This window comes from Lichenicola cladoniae (genome assembly GCF_013201075.1).
Taxonomy (GTDB): Bacteria; Pseudomonadota; Alphaproteobacteria; order Acetobacterales; family Acetobacteraceae; genus Lichenicola; species Lichenicola cladoniae.
Genome location: NZ_CP053708.1, coordinates 2,579,243 through 2,595,478, shown reverse-complemented (window position 1 = coordinate 2,595,478; position 16,236 = coordinate 2,579,243). Strand labels below are relative to the sequence as shown.

Genomic DNA, 16,236 nt, shown 5'->3' with positions numbered 1-16,236 from the left:
GTGTGCGAGCCTCCCGGGAGGTGTCCGGCGACCGGCTTGCCCCAATGTGAGCTCTGCGAGGTTATACCGAGGATTGACCGTTCCCCAGAGCGGCGCATACGGTGAGGCATCTTGGTCGTCCGGATCGACATGCCGGAGGCTGCGTTTATTGCAAGACAGATGCCGAAGGCGTTTGATCGTGTTTCCTGATCATGTCGAGGATCGTGATGTCACGGTTGCGGCCAGGTGCGATGGCAGCAAGGAGAGGCTTCGATGAGCGCAAGTATTCACGAGAAGCTGAGCCGGGTGCGCCGTCCGCGCGTCCATATCACCTATGAAGTCGAGACCGAGGGCGCAGAAGTCATTCGCGAACTGCCGTTCGTCGTGGGAGTGCTGGGCGATTTCTCCGGCGATCCGACCCAGCCACTGCGTCCGCTGGCGGAGCGAAAGTTCATCCAGGTCGATCGTGACAATTTCGACGAGGTCATGACCCGGCTGACTCCGGGCCTCAATCTCATCGTCCCGAACAAGCTGACCGATGACGGTACCGAAATTGCGGTGTCTCTCAAATTCAACTCGATCGAGGATTTCGAGCCGGGTCGCGTGCTGGATCAGGTGGCTCCGCTCCGTGCGCTGCTCGAAACACGCAACAAGCTGCGCGACCTGATGAGCAAGGCCGATCGTTCCGAGGAGCTCGAGGCGTTGCTTGAAAAAATCCTCAAGGATGGTGACGACCTGAAGCAGGTTACCAGCCAGCTCGGTCCGAAGGCCGGAGCCTGATCGATGTCGCAAACCACAACACCCAACACCGGCGCTTCAAAAGCCGTTGAGACCAACGACCTCCTGCAGCAGGTCGTGTCGGCCACCCGCCAAACCGAGCCCGATCGGGCGCAGGACCTGGTTCGGGCACTGGTCGAGCAGGCCGAGGCCGGCACCATCAAGTTCGATCGCAACCTCAATCGCACCATCGAGCGGGCGATCGCCGAGATCGACAAGAAGCTGTCCGACCAGCTGAACGAGATCATCCACGATCCGCGGTTTCTGAAGCTCGAGGGAAGCTGGCGCGGCCTGCATTACTTCGTGATGAACAGCGAAACCGGCACGATGCTCAAGATCCGGTTGCTGAACGCGTCGAAGCGCGACCTCAACCGCGACCTGACCCGCGTTGTCGAATTCGACCAGAGCCTGCTGTTCCGCAAGATCTACGAGAACGAATTCGGCACGCCCGGCGGCGAGCCATATGGCGCGCTGATCGGCGACTACGAATGGGGCAACCACCCGGACGATATCGAGACGCTGCGGCTGATTTCCAACGTCAGCGCTGCCGCGTTCGCACCGTTCATCTCGGCTGCCGGCGCCAACATGTTCGGCTTCGACAGCTGGACCGAATTGTCCAAGCCACGCGATCTCGCCAAGATCTTCGATACGGTCGAATATCAGAAGTGGCGCGGCTTCCGCGACAGCGAGGATAGTCGCTTCGTTTCCCTGGTTATGCCGCGCGTCGTGGCACGACTGCCGTACGGCGCGCTGACCAAGCCGATCGACGAGTTCGACTACGAAGAAGCGCCGCTCGATGTCGCGGGCAAGGCGCTCAGCATGGATCACGACCAGTATTGCTGGATGAACGCCGCCTACGTGATGGGCACGCGCCTGACCGATGCGTTCTCCAAGCACGGGTTCTGCACCGCGATCCGCGGTGCCGAAGGCGGCGGCAAGGTGGACAACCTGCCCACCCATATCTTCCAGTCCGACGACGGCGATTTGGACGCGAAGTGCCCGACGGAAATCGGCATCACCGACCGCCGCGAGTACGAGCTGTCCAACCTCGGCTTCCTGCCCCTGTGCCACTACAAGAACCACGATTTCGCGGTCTTCTTCGGTGCTCAGACGGCGCAGAAGGCCAAGGAGTACGACCGCCCGGACGCGACCGCCAACGCCCGCATCTCGGCACGCCTGCCCTACATCATGGCGACCAGCCGGTTTGCGCATTACCTGAAGGTGATGGCGCGCGACAAGATCGGCTCGTTCATGGAGGCCGAGGATTGCGAGATCTGGCTGAACCGCTGGATCAAGAACTACGTCAACACCAACGAGAACGCCGGTCCCGACAGCAAGGCAAAATATCCGCTGCGTGAAGCACGCGTAGAGGTGCGGGAGATCCCCGGCCGCCCGGGTGCGTACAATGCGATCGCATACATGCGGCCGTGGCTGCAGATGGAAGAGCTGACCACCAGCCTGCGCATGGTTGCCCGTATTCCGGAAAAAGCGTGACCCGTTAGGAATCGTTCTGGGACACATTCAAGCCGGTTCCAGGCTTGATGGCGGCAAGGCCGGCCTGCGTGAGACCGTCCTCGAGGGCGGTTTCACCGGGCCGGATACCGTGCGGGTCGCCAATCTCCTGGGACATTTTCTGCGTAGCGGCCTCGACGGCCTGATCGAGTGGTTCGGACCCGCGCTGCTTGGTGCCGGCCCGGTCAACGCAATTTCTCTGGACGATCGCCTGCGTGGTCTCATCGACCGCGACATAGCACTCATCGACCGCTTGATCGGCGACCAGCTTGACGCAATCCTGCATGATCCGCGCTTCCAGCGTTTCGAGGGGTCCTGGCGCGGCCTCGCCTGGCTGGTTGACGGGCTTGATGCGTCGGCATCGGTACGCGTACGCGTCCTGTCCGTGACCTGGCGTGAGATCTGCCGCGATCTCGATCGTGCACTGGAGTTCGACCAGAGCGCCCTGTTCCGGCTGATCTACGAAAGCGAAATCGGTCGCGCCGGCGGCGAGCCGTTCGGCCTGCTCGTCGTCGATCACGAGATGCGCCACCGTCCCCCGAGCCGGCGGGTGCAAGACCTGCCATCGCTCGACGATATCGCCGCACTCGCATCGCTCGGCGCGGTCGCTGCGGCAGCCTTTGCCCCAGTCGTGGTCGCCGCCGCGCCGGAACTGCTCGGCGTCGATCGGTTCGAGGATCTTGCCCTGTCGTTCGATCCATCGACTTCGTTGCGCGACGACGATCACGCGCGCTGGCGGACCCTCTCGACGCGGGAAGATTCGCGCTTCCTGTGCATCACCATGCCGCGCGTGCTCGCGCGGCCTCCCTGGACCGCGGACCCCTCGCGGCAGGAGGGCTTTCGGTACGCCGAGTTCGCGCCGAGTGCACGTGAGCGGGTCTGGTCGGTAGGCTGCTATGCGTTCGCCTCCGTGGTGGTACGGGCGCAGACCCAATTCCAGTGGCCGGCCGACATCCGCGGCATCGATCCCGACCGGATCGGCGGCGGCCTGGTACCGGACCTGGTGGTCGAGCCGTTCGATACCGACCACGAGCGCGGCTGGTGCCGCCAGTCGCTGGATCTCGTGCTGACCGACGGGCAGGAGCGGCTGCTGATCGATGCAGGCCTGATCCCGCTCAATCGGCTGCCGCACGGCAACGAGGCGGTTTTCGCGTCGGTGCGCAGCATGCATGTGCCGACGCTGCAGGAAGGCGGCGTTCGGGACGCCGTGGCCGCCGGGGCCAATGCGCGCATCTCGGCGCAGATCAACTCGGTGCTGTGCGTATCGCGGTTCGCGCACTATCTTAAGGTCATGGGTCGCGAAATGGTCGGCTCGTTGCTGACCGCCGACGAGATCGAACGCCGGCTGCAGAAATGGCTCTCGGAATATACCAATGGCAGCATGCGGGCCGGGCCTGAAAGTCGTGCCCGGCATCCATTGGTGGCGAGCCGCATCACGGTCCGCGAGCAGCCCGATCGTCCCGGAACGTTCGGTTGCGTGATCCATCTGCAGCCGCATTACCAGCTCGACGATATCGAGGCGGCGTTCCGCCTGGTCACGGAGTTGTCTGCTCCCGGCTCACGCAACTGAAGAACGATCCGTCCACGATTGACATCGTCTCCGTAATGAAAGGAAATACCGGCATTATGTGTGCAGCCCAGAACGACGCCGGCGCCTCGAACGAGGCGGCGGACATGTCCAACAAGCCCGGTTCGCTGTTTCGCGCCGGACATCTCGAAGCCGCCATCACGGCCGCCAACGACAGCGTGCGTCGCGCGCCCGCTGTCATGGAACATCGCATGCTGCTGGCCGAGCTGCTGCTGTTCGCCGGCCGCTTCGAACGTGCCGACACGGTGCTGGCCGCTGCGGAAACTATCGATCCCTCGCTTATGCTGGTCGCGTCCGAGTTCCGGCATCTGCTGCGCGCCGAAATCGCCCGGCAGCAGACGTGGAACGAGGGCCGGGTGCCCGAATTCGTCGGTGAACCGACGGAGTCCCTCAGCCTCTCCCTGAAAGCGCTGACCCTGCTGCGTGAAGGCGACGAGGCGGGTGCCGCGCAGGCGGCCCAGCAAGCCGAAGCCGTACGGCCGCATGTCGGCGGACAGCACGAGGATGCCTTATTCGACGATTTCCGGGACGCCGACGATATCTGCGCTGGTTTCATCGAAGTCCTAACCGTGACCGGCCGCTATTTCTGGATGCCGACCGAGCGGATCGAGGAGGCCATCTTCCATCCTGCCCGCCGTCCGCGCGACCTGTTCTGGCGCCGCTGCAGCATGACCGTGCGGGCCGGTCCGGATGGCGACGTTTATGTGCCGGCGATCTATGCCGGCGGTCCGACGACCGCATCGTCGCCCGGCGAGGCGGACGCCGATACACTGCGCCTCGGCAAATCCACCGAGTGGAGTGGCGAGACCCTGGTGCGGGGCCGTGGACAGCGACTGTTCCTGGCCGGCGAGGATGGGCTGGCGATTCAGGATCTCGTCTCGCTCACCTTCGGATGAGGGATGCCCGGCCTCGGCGACGCGCATGAGAATGCCGCGCATGCCGGTTGCGCGCGACACGCCGCGACGGGTGCAAAGCTCGGTGTTCGACCGGTTGCTCGACACCGACGGTCCCGTGCACGGCCCGTCCGTACGCGTCGACGAGATCGCCGCGTTGCGCGCCTCGGTGCACCGCGACCTGGAGGCGCTGCTGAACGCGCACCGCCCCTGGGCCTCGGTGCCGGTGCAGCTCACCGCGCTGCGGACGTCCGGCCTGCAATACGGCGTGCCCAACTTCACCTCCGGCGCGCTCAACCGTCGCGAGGAGCGCGAGACGCTTCGTGACGAGATCGAGCTGACTATCAAGCGGTTCGAGCCGCGCCTGGCCCAGGTCCATGTCCGGCTCACCGACGATCCGGACCGGCTGCGCAGCACGTTGCGTCTGCGGATCGAGGCGCTGCTCCGGGTCGAGCCGGTGGTCGCGCCGATCGCGTTCGACACCACGGTCAATGCCGCGACCGCGGAAATGGTCCTGCATCTGCAGAGCGGCACCTAAGATATGTCAGACGGATTGCTTCCCTACTACAATCGCGAACTCGTCGCCTTGCGCGAACTGGCCTCGCAGTTCGCCGAGGCAAATCCGAAGGCCGCCGGCCGGCTGCGCATGGGTCCGGATGCGGTCGACGATCCGCATGTCGGCCGTCTGCTCGAAGGGGTGGCGTTCCTCTCCGGGCGCGTGCATCGCCGCCTGGACGACGAGTTTCCGGAGCTGACCGACGCGCTGCTCGGGGTGCTGTATCCGCATTACCTGGCGCCGGTACCGTCCGCCTCGGTGGTCCAGCTGACCTGCCAGCCCGAGCTCAAGGTGCCGGTGCTGGTGCCGCGCGGCAGTGCGGTCGAGACCGAGCCGGTGGAGGGCGAGCCGTGCCGCTTCCGCACCACCTCCGACGCCACGCTATGGCCGATCAACGTCACCAGCGTGCGGCTGACCGGCCTGCCGCTGGTGGCGCCGGTCAACCCGCAGGCGAGGGGGGTGCGGTCCAGCCTGCGCATCGTGCTCGAGACCACCAGTCCCGACACCAGCTTCGCCGACCTCGAGATCGACCGGCTGCGCCTGTTCCTGCGCGGGCCGATCGAGCAGAGCCTGGCGCTGTACGAGCTGATCTGTCGCAACGGCATCGGCGTTGCCTGCGCGGACGGACCGAACGACGTCGAGCCCACGCTGCTGCCGGCCTCGTCGATCCAGCCTGCCGGGTTCGCTCCCGAGGAGGCCCTCTATCCGTGGTCGGCGCGCTCCTTTTCCGGCTTCCGGCTACTGACCGAGTATTTCGCGCTGCCGGAGAAGTTCCTGTTCATCGACCTGGTCGGGCTCGATGCGCGGACCATGCTGCATGCACGCAACCGTCTCGAGATCTTCATCTATCTCGACCAGGCGGTGCCGGAGCTGGAGCGGTCGTTGCGGCCGGACGCGGTGGCGCTGGGCTGCGTGCCGATCGTCAACCTGTTCGAGCGGAGCTGCGAGCCGGTGGCGCTGAGCCACGAGGAAACCGAGTATCATATCGCCCCGGATCATCGTCGCCCGCGCGGGCTGGAAATCTGGAGCGTCGAGCGGGTACGCGAGCTGCATGGCGACGGTTCCTCGCGTCCGTGGCGGCCGTTCTATCGCCATGCCCCGCACGATTTCGCCGAGGATCGCGGCCCCGGGGATCGCAGCCAGGCCGATGCGCAGCCGGCCGGCTTCTACAACGTGACCCGGCGGACCGGCGCACCCTCGCTGGGCGGCACCGAGCTCTTCCTGGCCCCGATGGACCCCGCCATGTCGGTCGATCGCCCAGCGGACGCGGTGCTGTCGATCGATGCGCTATGCAGCAACCGCGACCTGCCGGCGCTGCTGCCGTTCGGCGGCGGGCAGCCGCATCTGCATCTGTCCGAGGGGCTGGCGACGGTGCAGTCGGTCGATTGCCTGGTCCCGCCGACCGCGTCGCTCCGCGCCCAGTTACAGGACAGCCGCGCCTGGCGCCTGATCTCGCATCTGTCGCTGAGCCACCTGTCGATCGTGGGCGGCGGCGCCGGCGCGGAAAGCCTGCGCGACGTGCTGCGGCTCTACGACCTGCATGACAGCGCTGAGACGCGTAACGGGATCGGCGGTCTGGTCGGCGTTTCGTCCGCCAGCGGCACCGCAAGGGTGCCCGGCGCCCGACCGGGCGCCTTCTGCCGCGGGCTCGACGTGCAGCTCGAGTTCGATGCCAGGGTCTGGACCTCGTCCGGGCTCTATCTGATGGCCAGCGTGCTGGAGCGGTTCCTGGCCCTGCACGCGACCGTCAACTCGTTCGTCCGCACAACGGTGGTGCTGCAGGGCCGGCCCGGTATCGTCGCCAGGTTTCCGCCGCGGGCCGGCTCGCGCGTGCTGCTGTGAGCGGCGAGACCGCGCCACCGCACGCAGCGCCCGACGCCGGCATCGTCACCGTGACGGCCGACGCCATCGAGCTCGACCAGGCCGGCGATCCCGATGCCGCAGCCGCCCTGCCTGTTCCGGCACAACCACGCCACACCGCGCCGCGCACCCTGCTCGAGCGACTGATGCAGCAACCGCAGCGGTTCTCGTTCGACGCTGCCGTGATGGTGCTGATGCAGGCCTCCTCGCAGCGCGACCCCGGACGCGCGGTCGAGTTCCATGCCCCACCGGGCCTGGCCTTTCCGGGCGCCGATGTGCTGTCCGTCGAACGACCCGACGGACAGTTCAAGGCGACCGTCACCCCGATCGGCCTGACCGGTCCATCCGGCGTGCTGCCGCGCCCGTATACCGAACAGGTCGTCACCGAGCAGCGCAAGCGGTCGCCGGCGCTGGCCGCGTTCCTCGACGTGCTGGCGCAGCGCCCGGTTGCCTTGTTCGCCGAGGCCGGCATCAAGTATCGCCCGCACCGTGCCGCCGCCGCCGCCCTGCTGGCCGGCACCCCTGAGGGCTCCGACCGGTCGGACCCGATGGCCGATCCGTTCGCCGCGATGCTGCTGGCGCTGGGCGGTTTCGGCACCCCGAACCTGGTCCCGAGGCTTGGAGTGGAACCGGAGCCGCTGCTGCATTTCGCCGGCCAGTTCGCCACGCGTCCGCGCTCCGCCGACCGGCTGCAGGCGATCCTGACCGACTGGCTCGGCCAGCCGGTCGAGATCGAGCAGTTCGCGGGGAGTTGGCTGGCGCTGGACGTCGGGGAGCGTTCGGCGCTGCCGGTCACCCTGTCGAACGGCGGCACAGTGCCGTCCTTCAACCAGCTCGGCGTCGATGCGTCGGTGGGCGTGCGGGTGTGGGACGTGCAGTCGCGGATCGTGCTGCGCGTCGGCCCGCTCGACCTGCCGCAGTTCCGGGCGATGCTGCCGACCGGACGCCTGCTGCAACGGCTGGTCGCCCTGGTGCGCGCCTATCTCGGCTTCGAGACAGCTTTCGCGGTCAACCCGGTGCTGGCGCGCGATGCGGTGCCGCCGCTGCTGCTGTCCGGCGCCACGCCGCCGCAGCTCGGCTGGAACAGCTGGCTCGGCTCGGCCGGCGTGCGCGCCGAGCATGCGGACGAGGCGTTGTTCGAGGCGGAGCTGGTCGAAATGGAACAGATCGAACGGGTACCCGCATGAGCTGGAGCCACGGCTACGTCGCCGACATCCCCTACACCGCCCATTACCATCCGCAGCAATCGCCGGACGTGCTCGCGCTGGCCTGCCTTCTGAACCGGACCGAGAGCCCCCTGCCGGCACGGCGCGACGACCTCACCTATGTCGAGTTCGGCTGCGGCCGCGGTCGCACCGCGTTGTGCCTGGCGGCCAGCAACCCGGGCTGGCGGGTGATCGGGCTGGACCTGTTGCCGGCGCATATCGCCGAGGCACGCGCGCTCGCTGCCGAGGCCGGCATCGCAAACGTCGAGTTCATGGAAGCCGACCTGGTCACCTTCGATCCGACCATGCTGCCGGAGTTCGACATCGCCAGCGCGCACGGCTTCTGGAGCTGGGTCGCGGACCCGGTGCGCGACGGGCTGGTGCGGGTGCTGGCGGCCCGGCTGCGCGCCGGCGGCCTGCTGCACCTCAGCTACAACGCCCTGCCCGGCTGGCAGGGCGCGATCGGCCTGCAGCGCCTGCTGCTGGAGGCCGGCGACCGCATCGGCGGGCGCAGTGACCGGCGGGCGGCGGGTGCGCTGGAACTGGCGCAGGCGCTGCGTGCGGCGGGGGCGATGCATCTCGAGGCGAGCCAGCCGTCCGGACTGATCGACCGCGCCAAGAGCGTGTCGCCGTCCTATCTCAGCCATGAATACATGAACCGGTTCTGGCGGCCGTGCTTCCAAGCCGACGTGCAGGACGCGCTGGAGCCGGCTCGGCTCGACTTTGTGGGCTCCGCCGAGCTGCTCGAAAACTTTCCCGAATTGGTGCTGACCGCCGAGCAGCGCGCCGTCTGCGACCGGATCGACGAGCCCCGGCTGCGCGAACTCACCCGCGACCTCTGCATGCCGCGCCCGCTGCGCAGCGACGTGTATGTGCGGGGCGCCCGGCTGATGTCGCGGGACGTCCAGGAACAGGCGCTGCGCGAACTGGTGCTCTGCCTGACCAGGCTGCCGGACGAGGTGATCTACGCGCTGAAGACTGCCACCGGTACCGCGACCCTTTCGCCGGACTTCTTCAGGCCGGCGGTGTCTGCACTGGCCGACGGGCCGCGCAAGGTGGGCGACCTGCTGTCGGCGACTGGGCAGATTGGCAGCGCCGTCGATCTGGTCGGGCTGCTGGTCGGTTCCGGCCAGGCGGTGGTGGTCGGCCGGCCGGATGCCGAGGCCGATCCGGACTCTGGTGCAGTTCGCCATAACCGTGCGATCGCAGCGCATATTTTGCGTGGCGATCCTGCCCAGTCCGGGCTCGCCAGCATCCGCCTTGGCGCGGGACTGGTATGCGATCCGGATACTATGGTGGCCGCGGTGCAAGCCGCGGAGACCGGGGATACCCGGCGTCCGGGCGCGGCTCCACCCGACGGTCGCCGGCCGATCTGGCAGCATGCAGGGGTCCTGAGTTGACCCACCGGAAACGCAACGGCTTTCGACGAACCTCTGCCTGGATTATGATCGCGCCATGATTTCTGTTGATAGATCACGGCCACCCGTGATGAGCGGTCGCACCCGGAATGCCGCCCGGATCGGCAGCGTCTTTGTCTCGGTGACCCTGTTGTCGGCAGCGATCGCCGGCACCAGCCGCTCCGCCCAGGCCACCGACATCGCCGCCACGAATGCAGCGCCACCGGTCGGCGCGGCACTCCTGATCGGCAACGGCAAGCCGGCTGCCCTGCCTGGGTTGCCAGGCTGCGAGCCTGCGCTGCACGGCCTGGGTGATCGCCTGCGCAGCCAGGGCGACACCGTCACAGAGATCATGGATGCGCCGGGACCTACTCTGCGCGCCGCAATCGGCAGTTTCGCCGGACGGCTGCCTTCGTCCGGGCGCGTTTTGGTGGCCTATTGCGGGTACGCGATGGCCGATACCGACAAGCTGTTCCTGCTGCCGGCCGACGCTGCGATCACCGGGCCTGCCGACCTGCCGCGCCAGGCGATCATCGCGCGCACGGTCTCTCGGATCCTGTCCGCCCACGCTTCGATGTTCCTCGCCGAGCTACATGCGCCACCCAGCACCGGCCCCGGCGCCACCTCCATGCAATCGGCGATCCAGTCGCTCCGCGAGGAGACCGCGCCCGGTACCCGTCTCTCGATCGCGGTCGAGCCCACGTCGGCAGGCGCACCGTTGATCGAGGCGTTCACCAGTACCGTCTCCGCATCGCGCGACTGGACCAGCATTCCCGCAGCCGGGACATCGGTCCCGCCGGATGCGACCACGGCGGACGACAAGTCCGGCGCTTCCTCGGCAAAAGCCGACGATCAGCCGCCAGTTGGCGAAAAGTCGGCTGACTCCAAGACCGGCGACGCTCAGCCCGCGGACGCCGAGCCGGCTGACGCCAAGCCAGCCAACGCTCAACCAACCGACGCCCAGGCAACCTTGGCCGCCGCAGCCGTTCCGCCGGCCGAGGACGCCTCCACGCCTGGGCACAAGAACCTGGACGGAACGGGCGGTGATGCGTCCGCCCCACCGCCCGGTTCCAGCCCGATCAACCTGGCGCCGCCCAGAAGGGCACCCAGGCCCGTGGTCGCCGCAGACGCGAATACAGGATCCGAAACGGTCCGTCGCATCCAGTCGGCGCTGGCCCGACGCGGCCTGATGAAGGGCGCGATCACCGGGCATGACGACCAGGACACCCAGAAGGCGGTCAGCGCCTACCAGTCCTCGCTGAACCATCCCACCACCGGTTTCCTGACCTATGCGGAACTGAACGCGCTGGAGTCCAGGTTCATCACTTCGACATTGCCGGCGACGGCACAGCCACCGGCTCCGCCATCAAGCGCCGGTGACAGCCAGTGAGCCTCCGTCTCAAGTTCAACATGGTCATGCTAGCGACGTTCGTCGTCGGCCTGCTGCTGGCGACGTTCTTCGTGCACCGGATCAGCGTCGAGACGGCGAAGCAGGGCCAGATCAACCAGGCCGCGGTGATGATGGGCGAGGCGCACGCGACCATCCACTACACCGACACCGAAGTGGCTCCGCTGCTGGCCGAGCAGATGAAGGTGCAGTTCCTGCCCCAGGGCATTTCGTTCTTCGCCGCCGCCGAAAGCTTCCGCTTCCTGACCAAGGCGTTCCCGAACTACGTCTTCCACCAGGCGACCAGCAACCCGACCAACCTGTCCGACCTGCCGGCGCCATGGGAGGCGGCGATCATCCAGCGCTTTCGCGACGATGCTGCCCTGACCAAGCTGGTGAGCGAGAACCAGACCGCCGCCGGGCAGATGCTGTCATACGCGCTGCCGATCAAGGTAACCGATGCAAGCTGCCTGTCCTGCCACTCGACCCCGCAGGCGGCGCCTACCACGCTGCTCGACGTGTACGGCAGCAAGCACGGCTTCGGCTGGCACATGGGCGATATCGTAGGCGCCACCATCGTATCGGTGCCCGAGGCCGGCGCTCTAGCGCGCGCATCGCATCTCACCCTCGTCACCTTTGGCTGGCTGGTCCTGGTGTTCGCGGTGATGTTCGCGCTGGTCAACCTGCTGCTCAATGTCGTGATCATCCGTCCCGTCGCTCACATCACAGCGATCGCGGACCGTGTCAGCCTGGGTGATTTCACCGCTCCGGAATTCAACGTGACCGCGAAGGATGAGATCGGTTCGCTGGCAACGTCGTTCAACCGGATGCGCCGCAGCCTCGAGAACGCGATGAAGATGCTAGGCGATTGATGTGAAGCCCGACCTACCCGCAAAGATCGGGCGTTTCGAAATCCAGTCGCTGCTCGGCCGCGGTGCCATGGGCGTTGTATATCGCGGCTACGACCCGGAAATCGATCGGACCGTTGCGATCAAGCTGGTCCGTGCCGACCTGCTCGATGGCGACGAGCGCGGAAGCTATCTTGACCGATTTCGCAACGAGGCCAAGATCGCCGGCCGGTGCATGCATGCCAACATCGTCGGCATCTACGATTTCGCACTGTTCGACGGCAATCCCTACCTTGTCATGGAGTTCGTCGACGGTGTCGGCCTCAACCAGGCGGTTGGACGCGGCACGAGGCTGTCGATGCCGGAGGCGGTGCATATTGCCCTGCAGGTTCTCGATGCGCTGGACTACGCGCACCGCTTCGGCATCGTGCATCGTGACATCAAGCCGGCCAACATTCTGCTGACCCGCCACGCGAAATTGAAGGTCACCGATTTCGGGATCTCGCGGCTTGCCAGCACCGAGCTGACCGCCGCGCCGTTGATGATCGGCACGCCCAGCTACATGTCACCCGAGCAATGCGCCGGTGACGCGATCGACGGCCGGAGTGACCTGTTTTCGCTCGGATGTATTCTCTACGAGCTCCTGGCGGGCGAACGTCCGTTCCAGGGTATCAGCTATACCGAGACGATCTTCAAGCTGGTCAATCAGCCGCATGAAAGCCTTTCGTCGCACCGGCCCGACCTGCCGGACAGCCTGAGCGCCATCCTAGACCGCGCGCTCGCGAAAAAACCGGACGACCGGTTCGAGGATGCCGAGGCCTTTGCGCAGGCGCTGCGATCAGTACCGCCGCCGTGCGATGCGATGCCGACTGCGATCTCGGGCATGAGCATCCCAGCCGGTGTGGCGGAGTACGAGGGTCTCGATACGATCATCCGGCCGGTGACACCGCCGGCGACTTCCGCCGAACCGGAAGACGCAATTGACCCCGCCATGCCCGACGATATCCCAGTGGTATCGCCGGAGCAGGCGACCCCGACCGTCGACGGGTCGGTGCCGTTCGATCAGCCCTGGCTGGAACTGGATCCGCTGCTTGTGGAAACCATAAGCCGCAGGCTGGCGGTTCGTGTCGGCCCGATGGCGCGGGTGTATGTCCGGCATTCGCTGCGCCAGGCGCAATCCGCCGACATGTTCTGCATGCTGCTGTCTGCCGGTATCCCGGACTTGAAGGAGCGGGCGCTGTTCATGAGCGAGGTCCGGGACCTCCTGAAGCCGCCGGAGCCGCCCGAGCCGCCGAAGCCACCGCCGGGACCGGAACCCGCCGTGTCGGTCACACCGGTCATTCCTGCACCGCCGCCACCGACACTGCGACTGACCGAAGCCGATATTCAGCGGACGATCCTCGCACTCGCACATGTCATCGGGCCGATTGCGACGCAGGTGGTCCGAAGGGCGGTCGTGCGTGCGCACGACCACGCATCCCTCGTCGCGCTTTGTGAAGTTTTCGTGCCGAAAGACGCTGAGCGGGCCCGCTTTCGCAGCACGCTGAGCCGCTCGATCATCACCTGACGCTCCGGTCAACCGGATCGTCGATTTGGCAAGTTCAGCCCGTTGATGTCATGATCACGATCCTAACGAATTGTTGCAGCGGAGAAACCACGGACGATGTCTGGTGGACAGCTACAGGCCCTGTTGTTGTTCAACTCGCCGTTGGGCGACGACAGCTTGCCGTTCCAGGAAAGCGTTCTGCACGGCGTCGGCCTGCATGCGCACGAGGAAATCAGCCGGCCGTTCGAGATGTCGCTGACCGTCGTCTCCACGACGCGCAGTATCGACCCGTCGGAACTGGTGTTCCAGCCGGTCGGACTCACCATCCGCAAGCAGCCGAATCCGGATCGGTTCTTCAACGGCGTCGTTCGCGCGATGAGCGCGGTCGGGCAGGCGCAGCGATCACGCTGGATGTATCGTCTGGAAATCGTTCCGCGGATCTGGTTCCTGGGCCAGACCGAAGATTGTCGCATTTTCCAGAACAAGACCGCGCAAGAGATACTGCAGACGATCTTTGCGGAACATTCGATCCAGCCGGTCGATTTCCGGATCTATGGCGACAAGCCGGTTCGTGAATACACCACGCAATATAACGAGACCGACCTCGCCTTCATCCACCGGCTGATGCAGGAGAGCGGATGGTTCTACATTTTCGAACACACCAAGACCACGCATACGCTGGTGGTGACGGATCGGAACCAGAGCTTCAAGGAAGTGTCGAAGCCGCCGCATTGGGTGATCCATGCCGGCAACAATATCGACGTGTTCGACCAGTGGGGCGAGAGCCAGTCCACCGCGCACGGCGAGGTGAAGCTGCAGGATTATGACCCGACCCGTCCGGCGACCCCGATCCTTGGCCAGCAGACGACGACGAACGCGATGCCGGGTGCCTCCACGCGCGACGTGTTCAACTGGCCGGCGCTGACCCGCGACAACAAGATCGCCGGCGATCGCGCCCGCTATCGCATCGAGAACGCCGAGGCCGCATCGTCGCTGCGGCATGGCCATGGCTACGACCAGGAGTTCATGCCGGGTCGGCGCTTCACCCTAGCCAAGGATCCGTTCACCGAAGCCGAAGGCATCGATTACGCCCTGCACTCGGTGCACCACCAGGCTACCGACGATACCTGGATAGGCGGCGCGCAGAGGCCGCACTACGAGAACAGCTTTACCTGCTTCCTGCAAAAAACTGTCTGGCGCGATCCTGCCCGCAACACGCGGCCGGCCATGACCGGCATCTTTTCCGCGATCGTCATCGGCAACGACGGCGAGGAGATCCACGCCGACCCTCTCGGGCGGATCAAGGTCCGGCTGATGTTCGATCGGCGCAAGGACACCGTCGCCAGCATGGCCACATGGGTCCGGGTGATGTCGCCCTGGTCCGGCAATAAATGGGGCTGGCAGCATCTGCCGCGCGTCGGCAGCGAAGTGGCGGTCTCGTTCATGGATGGCGATCCAGACACGCCGGTCGTGGTCGGCTCGTTCTACAATCAGACCCAGCGTCCGGTTTTCTCGATCCCCGACGAGCAGACCAAGCATGGCTTCCGCAGCCGCTCCACCATGCATGGCGGCACCCAGGATTATTCCGAGCTCTCGTTCGACGACAAGAAGGGCGAGGAACTGGTATTCCTGCACGCCCAGAAGGACTACGTGACCGAGGTCGAGCGTGACCAGAGCCTCACCGTCGACCGCGACCGCATGGTGACGATCAAGCGCGACGAGACGGTGCTGGTCACGCGCAACCATTCGTTGACCAGCGAGACCGGCCACGTCACCATCGACGCCGCACTCGGGATCACCCTGCGCGTCGCGGAAAATACGATCATCATTACCCCTGCCGGTATCACGATGAATGGCATCACCCTCAACCTGATCGCCGACGCGGCGCTGTCGGCCGTTGCCCCCGTGGTCGACATCGATTCCGAAGGTCTCATCACCCTGAACGCTGCCGCCAGCATCATGCTCGACGCGGCCGGCACGATCATGCTGGATGCGCCGGGGATCTTCTCGACGATCCCAGTCATCCCCGAAGAGATCTGATCTCGTGTTCTCGCTCGATCCCGATGCGGCCGCGCGCGAACCGGTCGACAAGTTGCGGAGCCTGCCGGTCGCCTGGTTGCAGTCCCGCCTCAAGCTCGATGCTGCCGACCCGTTGCTCAGGGACATGCCGTCGTCGACGCTGCTGATCGGCCGGCTCGACAAGATTGGCCGCACGGAGGATGCGCTTCAAGTGGCGGCCTACGCCCTGCCGCCGCGCGAGGCAGTCTGGTGGGCCTGCATGTGTTCCCGTCACACCGAACCTGCCGAGCCGCTTGCTGCCGACAAGGTTGCGATCGAGGTAGCCGAGGCGTGGGTGCGTTTTCCTGGCGAGCCGGCCCGCGCGCATGCCTATCGTGCCGCCCATCAGGCACGCTTCCAGTCGCCGGAGTCCATGGCGGCGATGGGCGTGTTCTGGAGCGGGCAGGCGACCATATTGCGCGTTCCCGAGGACACCGCCCGCGGGCAGGTCGGACGGAGCGTGGAAAGCGCAGTACGCATGTCCGCCGTGCGCGGACCGATGCCGGAAAAGCCGGCACGATTGCGCGCCTTCCTGCAAAGCGCCCGCGATATCGCACGGGGCGGCGCCGGCCGCCTCGAGGCAGCTTCACATTCCGCCGGGCCAGGCGCCGCCGGGACGGAGATCTGACG

The 16,236-nt window shown here is 66.2% G+C and carries 13 protein-coding genes; all 13 read left to right on the top strand.

The genetic code is table 11. From position 1 onward, the window contains the following. Window positions 1-252: 252 nt before the first annotated feature. The 13 genes from tssB (at window position 253) to HN018_RS11905 (ending at window position 16,234) form a co-directional block, all read left to right on the top strand. Window positions 253-759: a type VI secretion system contractile sheath small subunit gene (tssB, locus tag HN018_RS11965; RefSeq protein WP_171835605.1), complete on the top strand. Its 507-nt coding sequence runs from the start codon at window positions 253-255 to the stop codon at window positions 757-759. 3 nt (window positions 760-762) lie between these two features. After that, the gene (gene tssC, locus HN018_RS11960) at window positions 763-2,250 is read left to right on the top strand and encodes a type VI secretion system contractile sheath large subunit (RefSeq protein WP_171835604.1); all 1,488 of its coding nucleotides are present in this window, start codon (window positions 763-765) and stop codon (window positions 2,248-2,250) included. Further along, window positions 2,225-3,838, top strand: a complete 1,614-nt coding sequence (gene tssC, locus HN018_RS11955; RefSeq protein WP_171835603.1) for a type VI secretion system contractile sheath large subunit — start codon at window positions 2,225-2,227, stop codon at window positions 3,836-3,838. The genes tssC (HN018_RS11960) and tssC (HN018_RS11955) overlap by 26 nt, the downstream gene beginning before the upstream one ends. Before the next feature lie 56 nt (window positions 3,839-3,894). Next, on the top strand, window positions 3,895-4,752 hold the full coding sequence (locus tag HN018_RS11950; protein WP_239478622.1) for a type VI secretion system accessory protein TagJ: 858 nt from the start codon (window positions 3,895-3,897) through the stop codon (window positions 4,750-4,752). Window positions 4,753-4,792: 40 nt separating this feature from the next. Next, window positions 4,793-5,287 carry a type VI secretion system baseplate subunit TssE gene (gene tssE, locus HN018_RS11945; RefSeq protein WP_172443477.1) on the top strand — a complete coding sequence of 165 codons (495 nt, stop codon included), beginning with the start codon at window positions 4,793-4,795 and terminating at the stop codon, window positions 5,285-5,287. A 3-nt stretch (window positions 5,288-5,290) separates the two neighbouring features. Further along, window positions 5,291-7,147, top strand: coding sequence for a type VI secretion system baseplate subunit TssF (gene tssF / locus HN018_RS11940; protein ID WP_171835601.1), 1,857 nt, complete (start codon window positions 5,291-5,293; stop codon window positions 7,145-7,147). Further along, window positions 7,144-8,352, top strand: a complete 1,209-nt coding sequence (tssG, locus tag HN018_RS11935; RefSeq protein WP_171835600.1) for a type VI secretion system baseplate subunit TssG — start codon at window positions 7,144-7,146, stop codon at window positions 8,350-8,352. Before tssF ends, tssG begins: the two co-directional genes overlap by 4 nt. Next, on the top strand, window positions 8,349-9,770 hold the full coding sequence (locus HN018_RS11930; protein ID WP_171835599.1) for a class I SAM-dependent methyltransferase: 1,422 nt from the start codon (window positions 8,349-8,351) through the stop codon (window positions 9,768-9,770). The genes tssG and HN018_RS11930 overlap by 4 nt, the downstream gene beginning before the upstream one ends. 88 nt (window positions 9,771-9,858) lie before the next feature. Further along, window positions 9,859-11,157 (top strand): peptidoglycan-binding domain-containing protein, encoded by a 1,299-nt coding sequence (locus HN018_RS11925; protein WP_171835598.1) that lies wholly within the window; start codon window positions 9,859-9,861, stop codon window positions 11,155-11,157. Next, entirely contained in the window at window positions 11,154-12,026 is an 873-nt protein-coding gene (locus HN018_RS11920; protein ID WP_171835597.1) for a c-type heme family protein, read from the top strand. The genes HN018_RS11925 and HN018_RS11920 overlap by 4 nt, the downstream gene beginning before the upstream one ends. A gap of 1 nt (window position 12,027) precedes the next feature. After that, window positions 12,028-13,569, top strand: coding sequence for a serine/threonine-protein kinase (locus HN018_RS11915; protein ID WP_171835596.1), 1,542 nt, complete (start codon window positions 12,028-12,030; stop codon window positions 13,567-13,569). A 96-nt stretch (window positions 13,570-13,665) separates the two neighbouring features. Beyond that, window positions 13,666-15,588 (top strand): type VI secretion system Vgr family protein, encoded by a 1,923-nt coding sequence (locus tag HN018_RS11910; RefSeq protein ID WP_171835595.1) that lies wholly within the window; start codon window positions 13,666-13,668, stop codon window positions 15,586-15,588. Window positions 15,589-15,592: 4 nt separating this feature from the next. Then, window positions 15,593-16,234 (top strand): DUF6931 family protein, encoded by a 642-nt coding sequence (locus tag HN018_RS11905; protein ID WP_171835594.1) that lies wholly within the window; start codon window positions 15,593-15,595, stop codon window positions 16,232-16,234. Window positions 16,235-16,236: the final 2 nt, after the last annotated feature.